Raw genomic sequence first — 22,283 nt, forward strand, 5'->3', positions numbered from 1 at the left:
GCTAGCTTTATCAGCAGTAAATTAGCTTTACCTAAGTTTACTTACTGCTGAAGCATAAGTGTTAAGTTGCCGATTTTATTAACTTTAACCCGAACAAGGCTCTGAAGACATTAAAGGGTCTTATCAGCAAAGCACAGATGGCACTGGTCAAGGTGAATGAGGCTGTAAACAGTAGGGTTATTTTAATTGAGATAGAGGCTTCAAGTGAAATAACAAAATATCCAATCACGACAATGACAGTTTGGTGGAGAATGTAAAACGGATAGATTAATTGATTACTCTCTTTGAGCCAATTAGGAGTAACGGTTAAATAATGTTGTGCATAACCGAGCATGGACAATAGAGCAGACCATGCGACTAAACAGCACACTAGCCACCATATCCCCCAACGCACATTTAATGACAAATATTCACTTAAGTCAGGTGAAAAATAGTAAGCATAAAATAAGGCACTAAACACGACTAAAGCGAATAAGTTAATCCTTCTTTGATCGCGTATTGCTTGCCAAATAGTGGTGCTACGAATAAATAGCATGCCAGTGACAAAGAAGAAAAAGTAATAGCTAGAAGAAGATAAATTTTCGATTTTGTGGCCATCACTTGGGAGGTAAATTGAGAAAAATATCTTGATAAAAATAAGTATAACAACCAAACAAAGTAGCCCGATTTTAAGTTGGCTCATGTTAGCTATTATCGATATAACGCCTTGCCCTAATCGACTTTGAAACATAGCGTTGATTGGAATTGAGATGACTGAGAAGACAATAAGGTATTCGATGAACCACAGGTGATTTAGTTCAAATTTTAAAGCCAATGCAGGGTATGCTTGCCAAAAAGAATCAAGTTCGTTGATATTTTCAATATAGGTTTGGGGAGGAATGATTAAAATCGAACCCGCCAACAACGGGATGAATAATCTAGTGAATTTATCTTTGAAAAATTGTTTGACGGAAATTTTGGATAACAGAATAACGCAGCCAGCACCGGAGATGAAAAATAAAGTGGGTAATCTGAATTGCTCAAAATACACCATAGTATCATCGAGTAACTTACTCGATTCAGTATTCATTATATGCCAATCATCACCGTTAAATGGCATCAAAACGTGGTGTAAAAAAACTGCAAAAATCAAAATAACTCTAAGCCAATCAAGTTCAGAATATCTACTGTCGTAATTCAAATCAATTTGTCCTTAAATTGAGCTAATTAGTAAGTTTATAAGTAACCTATATTAGCTTGGACTAAATGGCAAAGATAAGAATCAATGAAAATGATTCATAAGGTATTTAGCAATTAATCAATTTAAAACTATAACTAAACAGTTTTTATTGATACTTTGCAATGGCTTATTTTCAAGGATGAAGTTAAATGAAAAAGTGGTTCCTCGTATTATTTATAATTCTAAGTGTTTCTTATTATTTTTATCGCTCTAATGAAAATGCAATTATTCCTGAGCCATCGCAAAATCAAAGCTCCGAAAATCCTGCTATTTCGTCAAGTTCTGAAGTTGTTGATGTTGCGGTAAATATAAAGCTAACCGAGACAGAAAAAGAGCTTACTCCTAGGCAATGTAAACGGTTTTATGGGAACTTCAGTGCACATATTAGTGATTCTCATCAGATACTCATTGATGCTTTAGCGCTTGAGTTACGAGGCGGAGCATCGCGTGATGATTTAATGCAATACTCGTATTTGTATACAACATCTTATGAATCTTATGAGGACTTGATACACCTTGCGAAGGTGAAAATCGCAAAAGAGAAAGTAGAATATACTAATAAAATTGGTCTTGTAGCAGAGTGGAAAGGGTTTGGTAGCTATTTGGGAATGAATAAAGCGGCGCTTACGACATTAGTAAATTCATTAGAGCCAATGGGTGACACAACTGGTATATATATGCCCATCAATACCAAAGACATTAAAGGTGTTAGCCGCGAGGCGTTAATCAGTTTGCATGATAATGATAAGAACTTTAATACCTATGTCGCGTCGCCGCTTAGGTTTGATGACCGTTCCATTGTTTCACCCTCCATTCTCTCCGTTACTCACGCTCAGTTATTTAGTGCTGAAGAGTATCAAGATTTGATTGCTGAATATCGTTTCACCGTTCATGAACTTGCAGCTGCTATTAATGGTCAACTTCCAATTGAATACATCAAAGTCATCATCGAACAGTCGGACAACATTGATGGTTATCCTGCATTTGAGCAGGGTGACTTTGCACGTTATGAAAATATAGCCGACATCGCAGTCGCTCAGTTTAATACTGAAGTATTGAGGTTACTTGCGACTAGAGGTGTGACGCCAAGCAATAGCGCAAATACATCAGGTTTAAATCTTGCTTTTAGTCGTTTACCTGAAGATTCTAATTCGCAAATAACGCCTAAACAGAGCGAAATGATTGAGTACCTAAACCAATCAGGGCAAAAGTTAAAAGGACAATATTCCGATGACGGTAAGGGGTTTTATTCTTCTGGAGTTAATCGATTTTATATTGATTTTACAGATCTAGACAAAACGCTAACGTCGAAATTAAACTTTCAAGAAGTTGATTCAATTGAAGGTGAAATGAATGTACCTATTGAACTGAGTAAAGCGTTTGCTGAATATGGTGAAGTAAAGAAAGTCATTAGTCAGCAGTCTGAACAGTGTGCAGATATTACTCGGAAGGAAACAAATAAAGAAACAAATAAAGAAGGGTTTGAGTCGAGTCAAAAGATGCATGAGTTGATCGAGGAAATTGAAAATAACTCCAAGCATGTTGCCGAAGAATTACATCAAATTGATCCTTTTCTTTATCAAGTGTGGAATCGGCAACATCGTGTACGGGAAAATGGAAAACAAACTGAATTAATCACTCTATTAAAAAGCGAAAAATATTCCGAGGCAGCAGATTTCGTGAGTGCCAATAGTTTATCTCAAGATGAAACTAACTATCTGTTTTTACTCGTTCTGCAAGAAACAGACGTTTATATTGATATATGGAATGCTAGAACGGGTTCAACTCCTCCAAATAATTTTTATTATTTTAACTCGGTGACGATAGAGCAGGCGAAAGCCCTTTATGACAGAGGTTTCGATTTTAATTTAAAAGACCATGAAGGAAACAGTTTATTGGTTGTATCGTTAAAATCTGAAGAAGTATTTAAAATGTTAATAGGTCTAGAGGTTACTGAAGATTTCACTCGGTTAGGCCGAGACTTGTTTGATAGGGTGCTGGATAAAAGTTATAAAGAGGGTAAGTTGTTTACTTACATTAACGAAGTCGCCCAAATGGTTGAAGTCATTGAGCCTAGTCACTTTGCGAGAATTGAAAGACTTAAACGGTTTTATCCACAGGAGTATCAAACACTGATTGATGCTGATAAGCGTTTGATTCCTGCAGAGGGTACAGAAATGAATAAATACCGTTAATCATCATTAGGTTTGATATGCAAAAGGCGACCTTTTAAAACCCCGTACCGACATTGATATACCATGCGGTATCTTCAGGGCCTTTTGCTACATCAATTCCCATATGCAGCCCATATCGACGGGCGATGGTGTAACGAAAACCCGCGCCATAGGCGGTTTGCTCGTCGCTGTCCCACATATCACTATTACTGTCGCCAGCAAGGCCGCTACCCACAAACGACAGTACCATCCAGCGTGGCGTAATCCGCCACATCAGTTCAACTTCCCCTGTTGATACCGCTTCACCTTGATAGCGGTTTCGCGGGATGCCACGCATTTCAATGTAGGGGTAAGTAAAGACGGGCAGGCGAGTGTCACTGCTAATGGTTTGGTAGTTCAGTTTTACCCCAAGGGTGACGGATTGTGTCATTGGCCAGTAATTAATCCCAGTGGCATTGATGGTTTGGTAGTCATAGTCGCTGCCTATTGCGGTATTAAACCAGTCGTATTCGATGGTGTAGTCATAGCCTTTGGTGGGCATAAAAAAGTTATTAAGACTGTCGTATTGCAACACGGCACCAAGGGATGAAACTGCTGGCGATGGGTCAAGTATGTCGGTGAGCCTGTCAACTAACTCTGGCGGCAGTAGTGATAGTTCTTTGTTGCTTGCTAAATCCACTTTGGCGTATTTTTGAGTGACACCTAAAAATAATGGGCTGTCGAATAATCTAAACTGCAGTTTTTGCATGAGACCATAGCCTTGCATATTCAAGTCTAAGGCTATGTCTTGAGCAAAGTCTGATTGGCTGTAAAAGTTCATATTCACATCACCGTAGCCGCCACCGATAAGGTAGCGAATATGATCTTGTTGCCATGTTTCTCTATGGCCTAAAAATCCGAACTTTGAGCCATTATCAGTCGCGCCAATGCCTGCTGCTGAAATACCTGGGGTTAGCAATTGGGCGCCGCCATCAACCGAGTCTTTGGCTACTTGCTGACGCTTGGTGGTTTGCTCAGGACTTTCATGCAGGAAAATGCCCATAAGTAAGAGCCCTGTGCCAACTGAGGGTTCAGTAATGATGCTAGGTACAGGAAGAAAACCATAAGCATTTTCAGCAAGGTATTCGCCAGCATCAAAATAGCCGTCAATGGGGTCAATAAAACTGGTGCTGGCTAATGCGGTATGTCCAAGTAACAGCGAACTTGCAATAGCAAGGCGAAACGTCGATTTCATCGTAGTGATTTCCCTATAACGCAACGATAGTCATAACAGTGTTATGGTTCAAGTATTTGGATAATTAGCCTGGTTGATAGCTGATACGATAAATGGCATCGGCCGCATCATCTGACACCAATAATGCACCATCAGGCATTGTAAGCACGGCAACAGGTCGCCCCCAACTTTGTTCGCCTTGCAGCCAGCCGGTGGCAAACGGCTGGTAATCTTTAACTTTGTTACCATCAAGCACCACCTGCATTACACGGTAACCTACTTTACTGCTGCGGTTCCAAGAGCCGTGCTGGGCAATAAAAATACTGCCTTGATACTCAGCAGGGAACTGCTTTCCAAGATAAAATTCCATCCCTAATGCGGCCACATGAGCGCCAAGGTTGAGTTCAGGCGGTGTATTGAGTTTGGCTTTTTCTGCATCATAAAATTCAGGGTCTTTAATATCAGCGTTATGAACGTAAGGGAAACCAAAATGCTGACCTTCTTGACTAACTCGGTTTAACTCGTCGTCAGGTAAGTCATCACCCATCATGTCGCGGCCATTATCAGTAAACCATAGCTCACCCGTCTCGGGGTGAAAATCAAACCCGACACTGTTACGCACGCCTTGGGCGACAGTGGTGGTTTGTTTGGTATCGACATCGAGTTTTAAAATTGATGAGTAGGGCAGCGGATCATCACACACATTACAAGGTGCGCCGATAGGGATATAAAGCTTACCGTCGGGGCCGAATTTGATGTTCTTCCAGCCGTGATGGGCTTTATTTGGCAATTTATCGTAAACAAGTTCTGGCTTTGGGATAGTGGGTAAACTGTTTTCGATATCGTTATAGCGCCAAATTTTATCGACTTCGGCGACATATAAGTCACCATCATGGAAGGCTAGTCCTGATGGTAAGAATAAGTCTTTAGCAAGGATAATTTGCTGATCAGCTTGGTTATCTTTATTGCTATCAATTAGCGCATAAACATTACCAGCGCGGCGACTGCCCACAAATAAGGTGCCATTGTCGCCTAAAGCCATTTGGCGGGCGTTTTTAACATTATCGGCATAGAGTTCAATGCTAAAGCCATCAGGCAATTGAATTTTTTCTAACGGTAGGGCGTAGGCTGTAACTGACATGCCCAGGTTAAGCCCTAAGCCGCATATTAGTGATTTAACCAAAACGGATATATTGTTCATGTTATTCATCCCTGTACTGAAAAAGCCAACTCAATCTATTCAATCCAATCCAAGCTATTTAAGCCAAACTATTCAATTCAATTTATTCAGTTCAATATTAGTGGCGTTATTATCAAGACTATGGTTATAAAATGATTGAAAAATAAACTCTATATTAGCGGATCTCGTTAGATAAGGAAGTGAAATAAGGGGGGCTTTTTTGTCTCTGTAAAACTCAGCGTTTAAGGATTACATCTATTAAGAAAACCGCTTTTCAGGCACAATAGCGCCCAATTATCCGCAATCGACTTTTTAGGAACCCTAAATGACGCAAATCACTATTACTACGCCTGACGATTGGCACTTACATTTCCGTGATGGAGACATGTTAGAAGAAACGGTTCCGGCGACTGCTCGCTTATTTAAACGTGCGATTGTGATGCCAAATCTAGTGCCACCAGTAACCGATGCGACAATGGTGTCTGCTTACCGTGAGCGTATTCTAGCGGCTCGTCCTGCTGGCAGTTCATTCGAGCCATTAATGACATTGTTTTTAACCAATAACACCACAGCCCAAGACATCATCGATGCTAAAGCGGCAGGTGTGGTTGCAGCAAAGCTTTATCCTGCTGGTGCTACGACTAACTCTGATGCAGCAGTGAAAGCATTGGATGCGTTATTTCCGATTTTTGAAGTCATGGCTGAACAAGGCATGTTGTTGCTGGTTCATGGTGAAGTGACTGAGTCGCACATTGATATTTTCGATCGCGAAAAGGTATTTATCGATCGCTACATGGCGCGCATTGTTGCGGCGATGCCAAACCTTAAAGTGGTATTCGAGCACATCACCACTAAAGATGCGGCTGAGTTTGTGGCTGATGCACCAAACAACATTGCTGCGACGATTACACCACAGCATTTATTGTTAAACCGTAATGACCTATTGGTAGGCGGCGTGCGCCCACATAACTTCTGCTTACCAGTGCTTAAGCGCAATATTCATCAGCAAGCATTGCAAGCTGCAGTGGCAACGGGTTCAAGCAAGTTCTTCTTAGGTACAGATTCTGCGCCACATGAAAAGCACCGCAAAGAATCAGCGTGTGGTTGTGCAGGTTGTTACAGCGCATGGAGTGCACTAGAGCTATACGCTCAAGTGTTTGATGACTTAGGCGCGCTGGATAAATTAGAAGGTTTTGCCAGCTTACACGGCGCTGATTTTTATGGCCTGCCGCGTAACACTGGTACAGTGACACTAGTGAAAGAAAGTTGGACTGTGCCAGAGCAAATCATCTTGCCGAACGATAACCCAATCGTGCCATTCTTTGCGGGTGAAACGGTTAACTGGAAAGTGAAAACAGCTTAAGATCTGTTGCTTATTCAATAAAAGCCAGCTTAATGCTGGCTTTTTTGTGGCTGTATTTCAATGTTATGAATTAACGATTATTTACTGTCGGATCGCAGCACTAGTTCGACGCGACGATTTTGTTTTTTACCAGCATTATTCATGTTGCTAGCAACTGGCGCATATTCTCCAAGACCCGTTGATTCAACTTGAGTTGGCTTAATATTAAAGTCATTTATTAATGCACTTCTAACCGCTTTGGCGCGTTTTTCTGACAGCACCTTATTATAACTTTGCCCGCCTTGATCGTCTGTGTGCCCTACAACATAGAATTGTTGTTTTGGATGGCTTTTAAGATACTCAGCAACTACTTTTACTACATCCATTGCCTCAGGCATCAGTTTATCGCTGTCGAATTCAAACAATAAACCGTCAAGCGCGACATGGCCATTTTGGGCAATTTTGTCAGTCAATCCATCTAAATCAATAGTTAAGCGGTCAGTGTTTAAGGTGTTTTCTTCAATGATCCTTAATTCGCTCGAAAGGCCATTAATGTAACCAATCACGTATGTCATCGCATATACATTACCTGTTGGTTTTTGCAGTAAATAGAAACGATAGAATTGGCTTTCTGTGGTGCCATTTGTGGCGAGAGCATTGAAGTTTCTTTGGAACTTGCTATCGGTTCCACATGCTTTTGCAATACAGCTAAAAGTCTCGATAAAGCCAAGTTTTTTCAGTGCAGCTTGATAGTTTGCATCGACTTCGTATTCTGAATAACTACGAGGTAATTTATATGCAATATCGGTAATTTTTCCTTCAATGACTTCTGTGGTGAATTTCTTACCTACTTTGCCTGAAGCTACAGTGGTTTGGCCAAATTGAAAGGTCTTATAGTCTTGAATATAAGCGCCAGGAATGCGCGTTAACATGGGATGGTCACTAGCGCCTCTTTTATCTTTGTTACTATTATCTTTTACGGTAATCTCACTTACTTCAGCTTGTAGATAGTCTTTATCAATAGCAATAATATCTAGTGGTTCCTCAATCACTTCAATCGTATCGAGTTGAATATTGGTCGCTTTTTTCCAGCTGGAAATATAAATCGAGGTGAATAATTCACGGTTATCAAGAGTGATTTTTGCAGTAACAAGGACTGGGTTGTCCTTACCGTTGTTATCAATTGGCTTTAGCAGGTTTTCTAGTTTAGAGGCTTTGCCACAGGCGTTGTCTCGACAACTAAAAATGACTTTGCCACCTAATGAATTTATTTGATTAAGATAATTATTGATTAAGTTGTGCGATGTGAACTTGGGGTCTAAGCGATAATTAATTCGAGTCAATCGACCTTCAATAGGTATCGATTTTATTGATTTTTCAGTTTGATTAATCAACGAATATGGGCTGTAGTTTCGCACCAATGTAGAGGTCTTTTTTATCTCTGCTGGTGGGGTAAATAAAGGTACTTTTGTGTTGGCCAATATGTGGGATGAGAACGAAAACATGACCGTGTAGAAACTGATAATACAAATTTTTATTAATGAGGGTAAATACATGTTGTTCGCCCATTGATAATAATGCCCGCAAGAAGCGGGCATTTGGTTTAAAGGCTTAAGGTTGTGTGCTTATTAACCCCAATAAATGTTGATATAAGACATCTGTAAATTCATAGGTATCTTCATCGTAGGTGAGCATGAGTGGCAGCTGGGTTGATTCATCGATGGTAGCTTTGTACAAATCGAATTGAGTGGCAATTTTACCATCTAGGAAATCTTCAATGAGGTAGTTGCGATGGTCTATCAATCCTGCATTAGCCTGTTCTAGTGGCACTGTAGTAATTTCAATCATCGGCATTCCATTTGGGCTATCTAACAACTCCCAATGATAAACTTCTAAAGGGGTACCTAAACCATCCTCAACAGAAATAGTGTTATTAACGTCATTGGTGATCACTAATTGCGAGTCATCAAAATCGAAGAATAAGTCTACAATATCAGAGGTGTTTATCTGCTCTAATTGTGAGTATTCAGGTAAATTGATGATGTCATAATTATCCACTTCTCGACACATGACATTTTCAGTTAATTGCATTTCCATGCGATAGCTAACTTCAGGCCAACTGATGTCATTTAAAGCTAGTGCTTGAGGTGTAGAGTTGATAATGGCATCCCACTCTTCATCAGTTTTTAATAATTTCTGACTAATAAAATGAATTTCTACTGGAGTGTTGTCGTAATAAGTAACATAAGTATTGCCATCAAAGTACGGCGTCGGCTTAGTGAAATCAGGCGATGTTTGGTCTTCTGTCATCCAACTTTCTGACATTGTGTTCCAGCATTGAGTTGGCCACTCATAATCGTTGCTGGTTATGTTCATTTCAAAAGCAGTGACGACATCATCAACTAAAAAGCCAAAAAGCTGTTTGGTGTCAGCACTGTTATGTAAACTGAAAGAAGACATGCCAACATTTGAGCTTAAAGTGAAGGTGTTTTTAAAGCCTGTTTCACTAATGATATTACCTAATAATATATCCCAATCGTGCTCTCCCATAATACGATGATCTATGTGAGATTCAGTGTAACCAAGTGAAATAGCGGCATTACTGATTAAAATTCTTGCAGCCAATGGATCTGAGTCAATAAACTCTTCTAGGCTAAATTCACTGTCTTCGAGTAAAGCTTTTAAATCGTCAAAACTAACATCAAGTACGTTTTCTAATGCCAATAGTGCAGGTATTTGTCCAGCGAGAACTTGTTCAACATAATTATATAATGCTTCAGTAATGATGAAATCATCTGACACTGAATTAGCTGGAGTCACCTGATATAAATTTGAAGGTTGCAGTGCAAATAAACGTGCTAGTAGTGTATCAACTTCAGTGAGTAGTGCGGTTTTCTGCGATTCTTCTAATTCACTTTTTTGAATTTCAACTTTTCGGTTAAACTTGATATTGGTCAGTAGGTTAATCGCACCACCATACTCGCTTGAGGCGACTAAAGAACCAAATCCTGCTGCATTGATTATAGTATTTAATTGTTTTGGTTGAGTTGCGCCTTTAAATCGAAGCTGCATTACTTGAGGTTTTTTATTACTCGTTGATGATGCAGCTGTCCAATTGGCTAAAAGGTAATATTCAGGCGTTTCAACTTCACTCTGCCAATCAATTTGATATGCGCCTTCGCTATCAGTCATTGCTGAAGGCTCATCAGTGTCACAAGCTTGGTTCATGTTTAGGTCAGCACAAATGGTTGCGCCAACTAATGCACCTTGATAGGCCGCAACACCAGCAATTTGGTGATCAAAGTCTGTTGCAGGAGTTCCAGTGTCAGGTGTGGTTGGGGTTGATGTATCAGGCGGGGTAATTTCAGGTGTATCTACTTCTGGGTTATCTGAATCTGAACTGCCACAACCCATTAGCACGATAGAAAGCGCAGCAGCAATTAATGACGGCCGCCATTGTTGACTAAAATCCATTTTAAAACTCCATATCCGTATGTTTACCACCTTGCTAGCGGCAATTTATTCACTATCTATTCGACTGTTAATTTATTAATTTAAACCAACAGGTTGCTATATAACCTTAATATGTAAAGACAGGATTCTGGGCTAAATCAATAATGATAGCAATTATTACAAAGGATGTTTTCCAGTTGGAGGTAATACTTATGGGCGTTGTCTTTGTATGCTATTTGCTCGTTTAGAAGGTGTGCATTGGAATCTAAGAGCGTAAGCCATTAATGTAATGCCGCACTACTTGGCTTTAGGGTTATCAATCATGTTGTGCTATGGCCTTTATCGGTTGTTTATAGTGTTGCAAACATAAGATTAATCTATCAAAAACCGAAAACTAAAATGGATTTTAGAATGAAATATATAAAACGCACTTTATTGTTGGCTGCATTAACAGCAACAAGTTTTGCATCCCTAGCAGGGAACCAAGCCGCCATAGCCTCATTTGATGCTAAAACATTACCGATAACGGAACGTAGCCAAGTTATAACCGATAAACAGCTGGCGCTTATGGAAGAGTTTAATCGAATGACAGAGGCGCAGACCAGTGCCATTGATATGTTTAAAAGCGGTAAAGTGCAAGAGTTACAACAACTCGGTGAGCAAACTTTGGTTGAGGCCAATAAGTTTGTTGATGAATATCAGATTTTTTTAAGTCAATTACCCGAAACATCCACCTGTTATGTACCTGAAAATGTCACCGAATATCAACGCATGATAGCGGAGATTAACGAGGCAAATTCAGCCTTGAGTACTGTTGCTGCATCCGTTGGCGATAATGATGAAATGGACGCGACTATGGCGATGTTAAACGTGCAAATGCATGCGGGGCGAATCAGCTCGTTAGTGCAAATGTTTCAGATGGTTAAAATGTGCTACATGACAGATGCTATGGGGATGACTAAAGCAGATGTGGAGCGCAGAAGGGCGCAGCAAAACAACTAATAAACCTCAGTTTCTCGATATAAATAATTGGATTTTTAAAGATAAAACTAAAGGAATAGTAATGAAAATAAGATGTGTGCTTTTGAGCTTGATGTTAAGCCTAGGCTTGAGTTTTTCAACAAGTGCCCTAGAGCGCTTTGCAGGAATTGAAGATGGCTCTGACGAAAATTTAAAAGCTGTTTGCCAAGATTATATGGTGAATAGTTTTTTAAAGAATGACCCAGAATTATTTTTTCACCTGCTGCCTAAGTCATTAAGTAGTAGAGAAGAAAGGTTAGAGAAAAATGGTACGAAGGACATTTAAAACGCTTTGGTAGTGAAACATTAATTAAATACGATGTGTTCGATATAGCAGATGGATTTACAGAGAGAATGTACAAAGGTCATAAAATTAAGAAAATAAAAATAGAATACCAAGCAGGAATAATGGAGAAAATAAAAAGAAGTTCGTGCCGTTTTGAGCTGTTTGAAGATAATCGCTGGTATTTTTCCCAAAAACCTTAATCAAGTAAAATAAAGCCCTACTCATTAGTAGGGCTTTATTTTTAAATGGCTAAAAAATATTAAAGGGATTTATGAGTTATAAAATTTGTAATCAGACGGAAGAGCGGATAGTTCTACAAGATGTCGGCGGTATCATAGATTTTCTTTTCAGTGCAGTCATTGAACCTACGTTGGTGGGATATGCATTTTTGTTATTAGGTAATTGTACGACCACATTATGGCTTTATGGAGTAGGGATGTATTATCGCTGTTATGTTCGGCTTAGGCTGCGGCAGTAACACGACACTTCAAACTAGGACGACATTACTAACTAGCTTAAAGCATGGCTAATTTAGCTAGTGTTATTTTTTTAATTGAATTATGTTTGTTATGGGTAATCAATCGTGTTGTAAGGGAAAACAATATGGCTTTTAAGCTAAACAAGAATAATGGTTCTACGTCTTTTATTAAGGTGACGACGCCTCTGTTAGTGACTGTAATGTTATCTTTTTTGTCATACAGCGCAGCGGCAGTCAATATTGAATCTAAGACTGGTGCAGCACCTGAATTTTCACAAAAGTCATTACCTGCTGTCAGCCAAGGGACATTACAACGTCTTGATGAAAAACACATTGAATTTACCCTTATAAAACCACGCCCTATTGATGTGTGGTTACCTGAAGATTACCCTGCTAGGGCTCCTTATTCCGTGGTATATATGCATGATGGTAAGGTGCTATTTGATGCCACTCAGTCGTGGAATGGCACAGCGTGGGAAGTGGATGAAACCGCTGCAAACCTTAATAAAAATAAAGATATTAAGCCTTTTATCGTGGTGGGTATTCATAATGCAGAGCAGTCTCGCCATAGCGAATATTTTCCGCAAAAGCCGTTTGAGTCGTTAAGTGAAGATACCCAAACCAGTTTGTATCAAACCCAGCGCAATGAAACTGAAAAGCTATTAGCGCAGGCGGTGTATTCTGATAAGTATGCTGAGTTTATCGTTACTGAACTAAAACCCTATATCGATACTCACTTCAAGGTCGCAACAGATAAGCAAAATACCTTTATTATGGGCTCAAGTATGGGAGGGTTAATCTCTTGGTATACGGCGTTAGAGTACCCGAATATATTTGGTGGTGCCGCTTGTTTATCGACTCATTGGCCAGGCTCTTTTGCTACAGAAAATAACCCGATACCACAGGTGTTTAATCAGTATTTAGCTAAGCAGATTGCCACTAAGCCTCAAGTGAAATTGTATTTTGATTATGGCGATCAAACCCTTGATGCCATGTATCCGCCGCTTCAAGCTGATGTGGATAAACTGTTTGAGGCTGCTGAGTATGATAAAGAGCTATGGCAAAGCCACTTTTTTAAAGGTAAGGCTCATACTGAGGATGACTGGGCTGAACGACTAGCAATTCCAATGACGTTTTTATTGAATAAATGAGTCAGTTTGTAAGTTGAGCCGCTGTTGGCAAGCGTGCAAAAACAGGTTTTATCATTGATGCTTTCGCTTTACTGTTTTAAGTACCGTTTTACCTTGGCTTTTTGGAAAATGGTCATGGGGGGATATTATTCATTTTAAGCTGTTAACCTACCTTATATAACTAGCCTATTTATTCATCTATTCGTAATACTCATTAGGGTAAGCCTCTTGCCTTTAATATGTAAATTCATACCTATATAGTTAATTGTGATAATACAATCCACATTTTAAATTCTTTATAATTAGCGCCTTGAATCAGAATATGACGCCATTGCAAGGGACATTAAATACATGAAAAAATTCACTGTATTTGCGGCATTAGTCAGCTGTTTACTGATGCTGGTGGTCAGCAGTCACTCGGAGGGAACTGTGTTGGGTATATTCAAAAAAGCAGTCGATGTTGAAGTTTTTCCTTCAGTTTCAGGAAGAATTACACTGCACGGTAAGCCTGTAGAAGGCCTTAAATTACGTCGAGGCTACCTCTATATCAATGTCATGGAAGATGGTGTTTATGATTACACTACGACAGGCAGCAATGGTGAGTTTAGCTTTCCTGAGATTGTCATTCAGTCAACGCATCCAAATGGTTTATTTTCTACCAATATTATCTCTCAAATTATTCGTGTTGAAGACGATCGCTATGAGGAATATCAAGATCCTTATATATGGGCTACAAAATCCAGAGGGATAAAACACAGTCCCTATTTTCAAGAACGTCTGGCTTCGCTGAATTGTGAGCTTACAGAGGAAGAAATGGTTCATCATGTTATTAACGACAGCTACGAGCAAGGTGTCGTTAGATATGAAATTGACAGCATTTGTCGCTGGCCTGAACTAGAAAAAATTGAAGTAGAAAAACGTAAAATTCATGGTAAGTATTAAACCCTTAAATTAGTTAAATTAAACATTTACAAGGATTGTTAAATGCCTATTTTATCTCCAAAACTTGCGGCAGAATTATCGCAAGCGACGTACTCACTCATTGATATGCAATCTGAATTTGGCGGTAGAACTAAATTCGGAAATGCCTACATTAATAATCATTATGACTTTCAAGCTAAAGGTATTGGGAAAACGGGAGGATTTGTAATGAATCGCCATTCCGGTTTTGCTGCTATGGGAGTGGGTAAAGGTCAGTATCAAGGAGATGCTGTTATCGCAATACGAGGTACTCAGTTTAACTCTATTGCTGATTGGTCTACCAATGCTCAAATAGGCTTAACATCGAGTGAAGGTGGGCAAATTGTCCATGCAGGATTTAATAATGCATTTAACTCTTTACGTCCTCAATTCAAAACCTTTTTAGACCAATGGCGTACGGCAAATCCTGGAAAAGCTGTTCATTGTGTCGGGCACAGTTTAGGTGGTGCCTTAGCATCGTTAACGGCGGATTGGGCAGCTTTAAACAACTATTCATCGAACGTTAACTTATACACTTTTGGTGCGCCGAGAGTGGGTCAGCAAAGCTTTGCCAACAAAAACACTAATCGATTAAATAAAATCCACCGTTGTACCCATGGTGCAGACTTGGTTCCTAAGGTACCGCTTTGGCCATTTATTCATGCACCTTACAAAGGTTTTGAATATCGACTTGATAATAGCCAAGGCCTGAAAATTAGTGCGCATGGTATGGATCCGGATGAAGGTGCAGTGCCTGGGTATCTTGTCTCTGCAGATACCGAAAGCTGGGCTCATTTAAGCACTAAAGCTAATGAATACTTACAGCCTGTAAAGTTGAAATATGAAAACCGTAACCAAGCAAGTTACAGTGACTACTGGAGTGATAGGTTAAGTGCTGCGTTAATTACTATCTTAAAAGAAACGGGTTATTACGCTGCAGTTGCAGCTCAAGCGACAATTTCTGCAGGGCTAACTTTCTATGATTTGGTGGCAAAAACCTTAGAAAAAATTGCATCAGCAGCTAGTGCTGCAGCTGAGGAAGTCAGAGGGCTGTTAGGGCATATGCTCGCCTTTGCCGGTTCTGTGGTTACTGTGGTTACCGATCTAACTTATGCAACTATTCGAATGATTTTCGATAAGATGCTTAAGCGTTTGTATGAAGGTGTGAGGCAGGCCATTAAGTCGGTATATAAGTAACTTTCACCTTAGTTGAACTATTAACTAAGAAATAAGAAATAAAAACACCGTTTAATGTTTATGTTAAACGGTGTTTTTTGTGATTTTTAGTAGAAAAATGCTATTAAGTGCTAAGCTTTTTTGTTTCTTATGATGACAAACTACTTAGCGTTTAGGTTTACGACTTGCACTTGGTTTGCCTTTACCACCTTTAGCATTACCTTTCCCTTTGGCTTGTCCCTTAGTTTGTCCTTTACCACCGCCCTTTGCTTGGCCTTTATGTTTGCTGCTGCGGTTGTGCTGCATAAAGTGTTCAGGGCCTTCGATTTTATCACGCAGTGATTGCGTTTTGGGTTTAGGCTTAGGCTTCTTTTTTGGGGCTGATTTTTTATCTTCTGATGATGAGTCTTTGATCATATCAAATAGCACATCTAATTCTTGTTTATCTAAGTCACGCCATTCGCCAATCGGTAAACCTTTAAGGCTAACGTTCATAATTTGTTGACGCTCAAGTTTAGTTACTTCAAAGCCAAAGTATTCACACATACGGCGGATCTGGCGGTTTAACCCTTGAACTAGGACTATCTTAAAGGCATAAGTTGAGACTTGTTCGACCTTACACTTTTTAGTCACAACGCCAAGAATAGGCACACCTGCGCCCATTCCTTTGATAAAGTCATCAGTAATCGGTTTATTCACGGTCACGACATATTCTTTATCGTGATTATTACCCGCACGAAGAATTTTATTGACTAAATCACCGTTGTTAGTCAGGAAAATTAACCCTTGGGAGTCTTTATCTAAACGTCCAATAGGGAAAATTCGCGTTGAATGGTTAACAAAATCGACGATGTTGTCGCGTTCAGTGCCTTCGGTTGTGCTGACGATACCAACGGGTTTATTTAGGGCGATAAAGACTAAATCTTCAGCATCTCGTGGCTCAATATCTTGGCCATTCACTTTGACCTTATCGCCAAATGAAACTTGATCACCCACTTGTGCTCGTTTGCCATTGATAAAAACATTACCTTGCTCAATAAATCGATCGGCATCGCGTCTTGAGCATATGCCACTTTCACTGATGTATTTATTTAGGCGGATGGCTGAGTCTGTCACTGTGGTTTTCCTGTGAGTAGAGATTACGCTGTAAAAAGGTTAAGTTTAACAGGCAGAGTTTATCAATTTTTGGCAATTTTGCCTAAGCTTACTGACTGACTAATTGGGATTGGCAACCAGTAAAGCCAAGATTATGGATAGAAATCAATTAAAGGATGTTTAATGCACTTACAACTTAGAGATGTTAAATCTGAAGATTTAGAGCACTTATTTCAATTTCAATGTGAGCCCGAGGCCAATGAAATGGCTGATTTTCCAGCTCGAGATCGTAATGCATTTTTTGAACATTGGTATCAGAATATTTTGAGTAATCCTGCAATCGCTGCACAAGCGATCATTGTTGACGATGTCGTAATTGGTAGCATTGTGCTGTGGCAAAGTGAGAACCAATGGCTTTTGGGTTATTGGGTTGGTCGTGAGTATTGGGGAAAAGGCTATGCGACTAATGCATTACGGCTATTTTTATCAGCGCACTCAACTCGGCCTATTTTTGCTGAAGTGGCTCAACATAATGTAGGTTCAATAGCTGTCTTGAATAAAAATGGTTTTACGCCAATGGGTGTTGTAGAAGAAGCTGACTGCGATAAACCATTGCTGGCTTTTGTACTAAAAAACTAGGGTAGAAAGCGCTTTTTAGGTTCGGTAAATTGATTGATGATCACAACAATAAACCCCTGTGAGGGCTAATATTAAATGACTTAATCGATAAGGTGGTTAGTACTCACTATCGCCTTGGCCATTATTTAATGTTGCGCTTAATACATAAGGTTTTGACTTGGAGGTGCTATGTTCAATAACCCTTCTCTTATTACTCGTACAGCCATAGGCAAGCTGATTGGTTTAGTGATTGGTTTACTGTGCTTTTGGATAATTCCTCTGTTTTCGCCCGATACAAGCACACAATTTTTGTGGGGCATACTGTTATGGTATATCACCTTTGGTGCGATTATCGGACTTGTTGGTGTGTTTGATTATCATCCCATTTTAAAGATTTCTTTACCTTGGTGGCTTACCGCTATTGTGATGGGCGGTTGGTTAAATCTGGTATTAACATTGTTAGCATACGATCAAATACAAGCGATGATGGTGGCTATATTTGGCTTTAATGGGGTGTTTCAATCACCATTTTGGTTTGTGGCTGATGGCCTATTCGCAGGCTTTATTATTGGTTTAGCCGCCACTAAATGGGGTGGGTATGGCGCGATGACTGCTGGCAAATAATAAATATCAGGTAAGGCGCTAAAAAGATAATGAATTGGGTAATATTTAGTTGTCTACAAAGGTGATTAAATAGTTGCCGATAACTGCTGTGTGGCTGGCTTTCATTGTTAGGCGTGATAAACTTTGCGGCTTAATAATTGGGAGTGGTTATGTCTTTTTCGTCGTTGCAGTTATTGCCTTTGTTAGTTAAGCAGTTAACTCGGTTAGGCTACGAGCAGCCTACGCCTATTCAACAGCAGGCGGTACCAGTGGTATTGTCTGGTAAAGATGTATTAGCTGGCGCGCAAACGGGCACAGGAAAAACAGCCGCTTTTACATTACCAATCATTCAAATGTTGTTGCAATCAAAAGCAACAGCACCTCAAGTCAATGACAGTGTTGATGACAAGCAAGATGCGTTAACGCATTACACCCAAACGTTAATTTTGGTGCCTACCCGAGAGCTTGCTCAGCAAGTGCATCAACATGTTGAAAAATATGCATCTGGCACCGATATTCGTTCTGTGATTGTTTATGGTGGAGTCAGTATCAAAGCTCAAGCTAATGCGATCCAAGCAGGCGCTGATATTATTGTTGCCACACCAGGGCGCTTACTCGATCATTTACGTAATCGAGTGATGTCATTATCCAAGCTTAAACATTTAGTATTTGATGAAGCCGATCGCATGCTGGATATGGGCTTTAGAGATGAAATCATCGAAGTGTTGAAACGTGTACCAAAAGAGCGTCAAACACTCCTGTTTTCAGCCACCTTGGATGAACGCATTTTTAAATTCAGTAAACGCTTATTAGATTCACCTCAAGTGATTGAAACTCATCAACGAAACAGCACTGCAACGAGTATTGTTGAGCGAGTATATAACGTTGATAGCAAGAGAAAATTATCACTATTAAGTCATCTCATTAAAAAAGAAGATTGGCAACAAGCGTTAATTTTTAGCCGCACTAAACAGGGCGCAGATAAAGTCGCTACGCAATTACAGCAAGCTGGCGTTAATGCTGCAGCCTTTCATGCGGATCTTTCACAAGCTGTGCGTGAGAGTGTGTTAACTCAATTTAAATCTGGCGAAATTAACGCGTTAGTTGCGACAGATGTTGCCGCCAGAGGATTAGATATTAACAAACTAAATTATGTGGTTAATATTGAGCTTCCTTTCCAGAATGAAGACTATATTCATCGTATTGGCCGAACAGGCCGTGCAGGTAACACAGGCCAAGCAATTACATTATTAAGTGTTGATGACGAGCCACAACTGATCAAGCTAGAAGCTTTTTTAGATAGGCGACTACCACAGCAATGGTTACCAGGGTTTGAGCCTGATTTAACCCAGGTTGCTCCTGTGACGCGTAAAACGAAGAAAGGCTCGCTAAAGCAACAAGCTCGACAAAAAGCGCTTGCAAAATCGAAACGAAAGTAGCAAATATGTATTAACTTTTTCAAAGTGTTACGTGTTTTGATTTAACTATTTTTAATGTTGCCACATCTATTGTGGTCACCATCACACTTCATTCTCTGTTCATTATTTTGCTATAAAAGCGTCATCTTGCTGTCATCAAGATGGCGTGAATTTGTCACAAAGCCTGCTTATCTTATGTTCACTAATTTAGCCCCCAATTAATGATGTGAGCAAACTTAAGGATAGATTATGAGCAAGGCGACATTCGACCCAACCAAATATAACAAAAGCAATAATGTGCCATTTGCCACCGTGATGGAAAACCATTTATCACGTCGTGACTTTGTAAAACGTGGCTTAGGGTTAAGTGCTATGACAGCGTTTGCTGGAACAGGATTAGCAGCATGTAGTTCTGATAACGATTCAAGCACACCGCCACCAACCACCACGCCACCACCAGCAGAGACTCCGCCGACTAAAAGCGCTGCGGTATTAGGTTTTGACTCTATTGCTGGCTCAAAACTTGATGCTGTTGCAGTACCAGCAGGCTATTCTGCTTATGTACTTGCTCCATGGGGTACGCCTCTAAACAGTAAAGCAAATGCATGGAAAGAAGACGGCTCAAATACCGCTGTAGATCAAGAAAACGCTGTAGGAATGCATCATGATGGGATGCATTTCTTTCCGTTAAATGACGCAGCAGATGATGGTTTGCTTTGTATTAACCATGAATATATTAATCAAAATGCCTTACACCCAATGGGGCCAACGCTTGATGCGAATGGTAAGCGAACTGTCATTGATGAAGTGCGTAAAGAGATTAATGCCCATGGTATTTCTGTTGTGCGTATTCAGTTAAAAGACAACATGTGGCAAGTGGTTGAAAACGACTCACATAATCGCCGTTTTACTGGTGCAACAGTCATGGATGTTGCCGGTCCATTAGCTTATACATCTTATTTAGAAACTCGTTATTCGCCAGATGGCAGCCAAGCTCGTGGTACATTGAATAACTGCGGTAATGGCTACACGCCTTGGGGAACATACCTGACTTGTGAAGAAAACTGGCCTGGTTACTTCGTCAGTCATGGCACCTTAACTGAAGATCAAAGCCGTATTGGGATTTCAACTTCAGATACTCGCTACGGCTGGAACCACTTAGCAGGGAATGATGAAGAGCGTTTAGATGAATTTGCTCGTTTTGATATTACACCGACAGGTTCAAGTGCTGCGAATGATTACCGCAATGAAGCTAATGGCCACGGTTATATTGTAGAAATCGACCCATATAACCCTAACTCTCGTGCTGTTAAACGTACCGCTTTAGGGCGTTTTCGTCACGAAGGCTGTACTTTTGGTAAGCTAGAGGCAGGTAAGCCAATTACATTTTATTCTGGTCATGATTCACGTTTTGAGTACTTATATAAATTTGTTTCAGATGCCGTTTGGGATGAAGCGGATGCCAATGCGACTAATCGTTTAGCAATGGGCGATAAGTACATGAATTCAGGTACGTTATATGTGGCTAAATTCAGTGAAGATGGCGTGGGTGCTTGGTTACCATTAACACTTGATAGCACGACAACTGATGGTAACACATTAGCCGATAGCTTCGATTCGGTGGCTGCGATTATCTTAAATACGGCAGGTGCAGCAGACTTAGTAGGGGCAACACCAATGGATCGTCCTGAGTGGGCTGCGGTTGACCCATTTACTGGCAGTGTATATCTGACTTTGACCAACAACACAAAACGCACAGATGATACCAATCCAGCTAATCCACGTTTGAATAATAGCTTTGGTCATATTATCCGTTGGGATGAAGGTGAAGAAGCAACGGAGTTTAACTGGGATATTTTTGTCTTTGGTGCACCTACTGATGCAGACGAAGAGACTAACATCTCTGGTCTGAATGACTTAAATCAGTTTGCAAGTCCTGATGGCTTGGCTTTCGATCAGCGCGGCATTATGTGGGTTCAAACTGATAATGGTGCAGATGAAGTCGAAGAGTACACCAATGATCAAATGCTAGCGATTGTGCCATCAACTTTGGTTGATGATGACGACAATCAGCAAGTGGTTTCTGCGGACAATCAAAGTGAGCTAAAGCGCTTCTTTGTTGGGCCAAATGGTTGTGAGGTGACTGGTTTTGCGATTACATCTGATTACAGCACGGTATTTGCTAATATTCAGCATCCAAGCAATTGGCCTTATTCAAGCAATGCAGCCGAGGAAACTCCTGCAGGTATGACATTACGCCCTCGTGATGCAACTGTGGTTATTCGTAAAAATGATGGCGGTGAAGTCGGCGTTTAAAGGCTTACGATAATTGATTAAAACTTCTGATTAAGATTTTTGATTAATTATTGCTCAGTGTCATGATTAAAACCCTGATAGACTCTCTATCAGGGTTTTATTTTTATCATAGATTGAAAGGGGCGTTATGTTTAACGGTATTCATCATGTAGCGATTATTGCAAGTGACTATGTACGCTCGAAGTATTTCTACACTCAAGTATTAGGCTTTACAGTACTTGCTGAAAATTATCGTCAAGAACGTGACTCGTATAAGCTGGATTTACAGCTGAAGGACGGCACGCAAATTGAGCTTTTTTCTCTTCCTCATTCGCCGAAAAGACCCAGTTACCCTGAGGCGCAAGGCTTACGTCATTTAGCTTTTAAAGTGGATGATATCCATCAGGCTGTTGCACATTTACAGCAACACAATATTGATGTTGAACCGATTAGAGTCGACGAATATACAGGCAAGTCATTTACCTTTTTTAGCGATCCTGACGATCTACCGTTAGAGATCTATGCCATTGGCGAACAAGATTAATCAATTTTTAGTAGATGGGCCTTTTGACTGCTGTATGTAAACAATTCATTCTTTGATTTAATGGCTAGATAAATCCTGT

General features: G+C 40.1%; 18 protein-coding genes. 12 read left to right on the forward strand and 6 right to left on the reverse strand.

Annotation, left to right across the window (positions count from 1 at the left end; genetic code table 11):
- Positions 1-61: 61 nt before the first annotated feature.
- The gene (locus J8L86_RS06830) at positions 62-1,180 is read right to left on the reverse strand and encodes an acyltransferase (RefSeq protein ID WP_247663249.1); all 1,119 of its coding nucleotides are present in this window, start codon (positions 1,178-1,180) and stop codon (positions 62-64) included.
- A 188-nt stretch (positions 1,181-1,368) separates the two neighbouring features.
- Here J8L86_RS06830 and J8L86_RS06835 point away from each other — a divergent pair, with 188 nt between their 5' ends.
- Positions 1,369-3,414: a hypothetical protein gene (locus J8L86_RS06835; protein WP_211029462.1), complete on the forward strand. Its 2,046-nt coding sequence runs from the start codon at positions 1,369-1,371 to the stop codon at positions 3,412-3,414.
- A 34-nt stretch (positions 3,415-3,448) separates the two neighbouring features.
- Here the strand turns inward: J8L86_RS06835 and J8L86_RS06840 are convergent, their stop codons facing one another.
- On the reverse strand, positions 3,449-4,627 hold the full coding sequence (locus J8L86_RS06840) for a BamA/TamA family outer membrane protein (RefSeq protein ID WP_211029464.1): 1,179 nt from the start codon (positions 4,625-4,627) through the stop codon (positions 3,449-3,451).
- A 64-nt stretch (positions 4,628-4,691) separates the two neighbouring features.
- On the reverse strand, positions 4,692-5,747 hold the full coding sequence (locus J8L86_RS06845; RefSeq protein ID WP_247663269.1) for a PQQ-dependent sugar dehydrogenase: 1,056 nt from the start codon (positions 5,745-5,747) through the stop codon (positions 4,692-4,694).
- Positions 5,748-6,111: 364 nt separating this feature from the next.
- Between J8L86_RS06845 and pyrC the strand changes: the two genes are divergently transcribed.
- Entirely contained in the window at positions 6,112-7,149 is a 1,038-nt protein-coding gene (gene pyrC, locus J8L86_RS06850) for a dihydroorotase (RefSeq protein WP_065109479.1), read from the forward strand.
- 77 nt (positions 7,150-7,226) lie between these two features.
- Here pyrC and J8L86_RS06855 read toward each other — a convergent pair whose 3' ends face one another.
- Together J8L86_RS06855 and J8L86_RS06860 are read right to left on the reverse strand one after the other, a co-directional pair.
- Complete coding sequence (locus J8L86_RS06855) at positions 7,227-8,684, reverse strand: OmpA family protein (protein WP_211029468.1); 1,458 nt, start codon at positions 8,682-8,684, stop codon at positions 7,227-7,229.
- A 55-nt stretch (positions 8,685-8,739) separates the two neighbouring features.
- The gene (locus J8L86_RS06860; RefSeq protein ID WP_211029470.1) at positions 8,740-10,602 is read right to left on the reverse strand and encodes a hypothetical protein; all 1,863 of its coding nucleotides are present in this window, start codon (positions 10,600-10,602) and stop codon (positions 8,740-8,742) included.
- A 390-nt stretch (positions 10,603-10,992) separates the two neighbouring features.
- Between J8L86_RS06860 and J8L86_RS06865 the strand changes: the two genes are divergently transcribed.
- From J8L86_RS06865 to J8L86_RS06885, 5 genes are all read left to right on the forward strand, one after another.
- A complete protein-coding gene (locus J8L86_RS06865) occupies positions 10,993-11,583 on the forward strand; it encodes a hypothetical protein (protein ID WP_211029472.1) in 591 nt (196 codons plus the stop codon).
- Positions 11,549-11,887, forward strand: coding sequence for a hypothetical protein (locus J8L86_RS06870; protein ID WP_211029474.1), 339 nt, complete (start codon positions 11,549-11,551; stop codon positions 11,885-11,887). The genes J8L86_RS06865 and J8L86_RS06870 overlap by 35 nt, the downstream gene beginning before the upstream one ends.
- 603 nt (positions 11,888-12,490) lie before the next feature.
- Complete coding sequence (locus J8L86_RS06875) at positions 12,491-13,516, forward strand: alpha/beta fold hydrolase (RefSeq protein WP_247663250.1); 1,026 nt, start codon at positions 12,491-12,493, stop codon at positions 13,514-13,516.
- Between the two features lie 330 nt (positions 13,517-13,846).
- Entirely contained in the window at positions 13,847-14,437 is a 591-nt protein-coding gene (locus J8L86_RS06880) for a DUF6795 domain-containing protein (RefSeq protein ID WP_065109481.1), read from the forward strand.
- A gap of 42 nt (positions 14,438-14,479) precedes the next feature.
- Positions 14,480-15,652 (forward strand): lipase family protein, encoded by a 1,173-nt coding sequence (locus J8L86_RS06885; RefSeq protein WP_055024892.1) that lies wholly within the window; start codon positions 14,480-14,482, stop codon positions 15,650-15,652.
- Between the two features lie 144 nt (positions 15,653-15,796).
- Here J8L86_RS06885 and rluF read toward each other — a convergent pair whose 3' ends face one another.
- A complete protein-coding gene (gene rluF, locus J8L86_RS06890) occupies positions 15,797-16,747 on the reverse strand; it encodes a 23S rRNA pseudouridine(2604) synthase RluF (RefSeq protein WP_065109482.1) in 951 nt (316 codons plus the stop codon).
- Between the two features lie 162 nt (positions 16,748-16,909).
- Here rluF and J8L86_RS06895 point away from each other — a divergent pair, with 162 nt between their 5' ends.
- The 5 genes from J8L86_RS06895 (at position 16,910) to J8L86_RS06915 (ending at position 22,204) form a co-directional block, all read left to right on the forward strand.
- Positions 16,910-17,365 (forward strand): GNAT family N-acetyltransferase, encoded by a 456-nt coding sequence (locus J8L86_RS06895; protein ID WP_211029476.1) that lies wholly within the window; start codon positions 16,910-16,912, stop codon positions 17,363-17,365.
- A gap of 168 nt (positions 17,366-17,533) precedes the next feature.
- Positions 17,534-17,968 carry a hypothetical protein gene (locus J8L86_RS06900; protein WP_080916701.1) on the forward strand — a complete coding sequence of 145 codons (435 nt, stop codon included), beginning with the start codon at positions 17,534-17,536 and terminating at the stop codon, positions 17,966-17,968.
- Positions 17,969-18,117: 149 nt separating this feature from the next.
- On the forward strand, positions 18,118-19,386 hold the full coding sequence (locus J8L86_RS06905; protein ID WP_211029477.1) for a DEAD/DEAH box helicase: 1,269 nt from the start codon (positions 18,118-18,120) through the stop codon (positions 19,384-19,386).
- A 228-nt stretch (positions 19,387-19,614) separates the two neighbouring features.
- Positions 19,615-21,681: a PhoX family phosphatase gene (locus J8L86_RS06910; protein WP_211029479.1), complete on the forward strand. Its 2,067-nt coding sequence runs from the start codon at positions 19,615-19,617 to the stop codon at positions 21,679-21,681.
- A 127-nt stretch (positions 21,682-21,808) separates the two neighbouring features.
- Positions 21,809-22,204, forward strand: coding sequence for a VOC family protein (locus tag J8L86_RS06915; RefSeq protein ID WP_065109487.1), 396 nt, complete (start codon positions 21,809-21,811; stop codon positions 22,202-22,204).
- The last annotated feature ends 79 nt before the right edge of the window (positions 22,205-22,283 follow it).

Source organism: Shewanella sp. MMG014, assembly GCF_018100775.1.
In the GTDB taxonomy this organism is placed as follows: Bacteria; Pseudomonadota; Gammaproteobacteria; order Enterobacterales; family Shewanellaceae; genus Shewanella; species Shewanella japonica.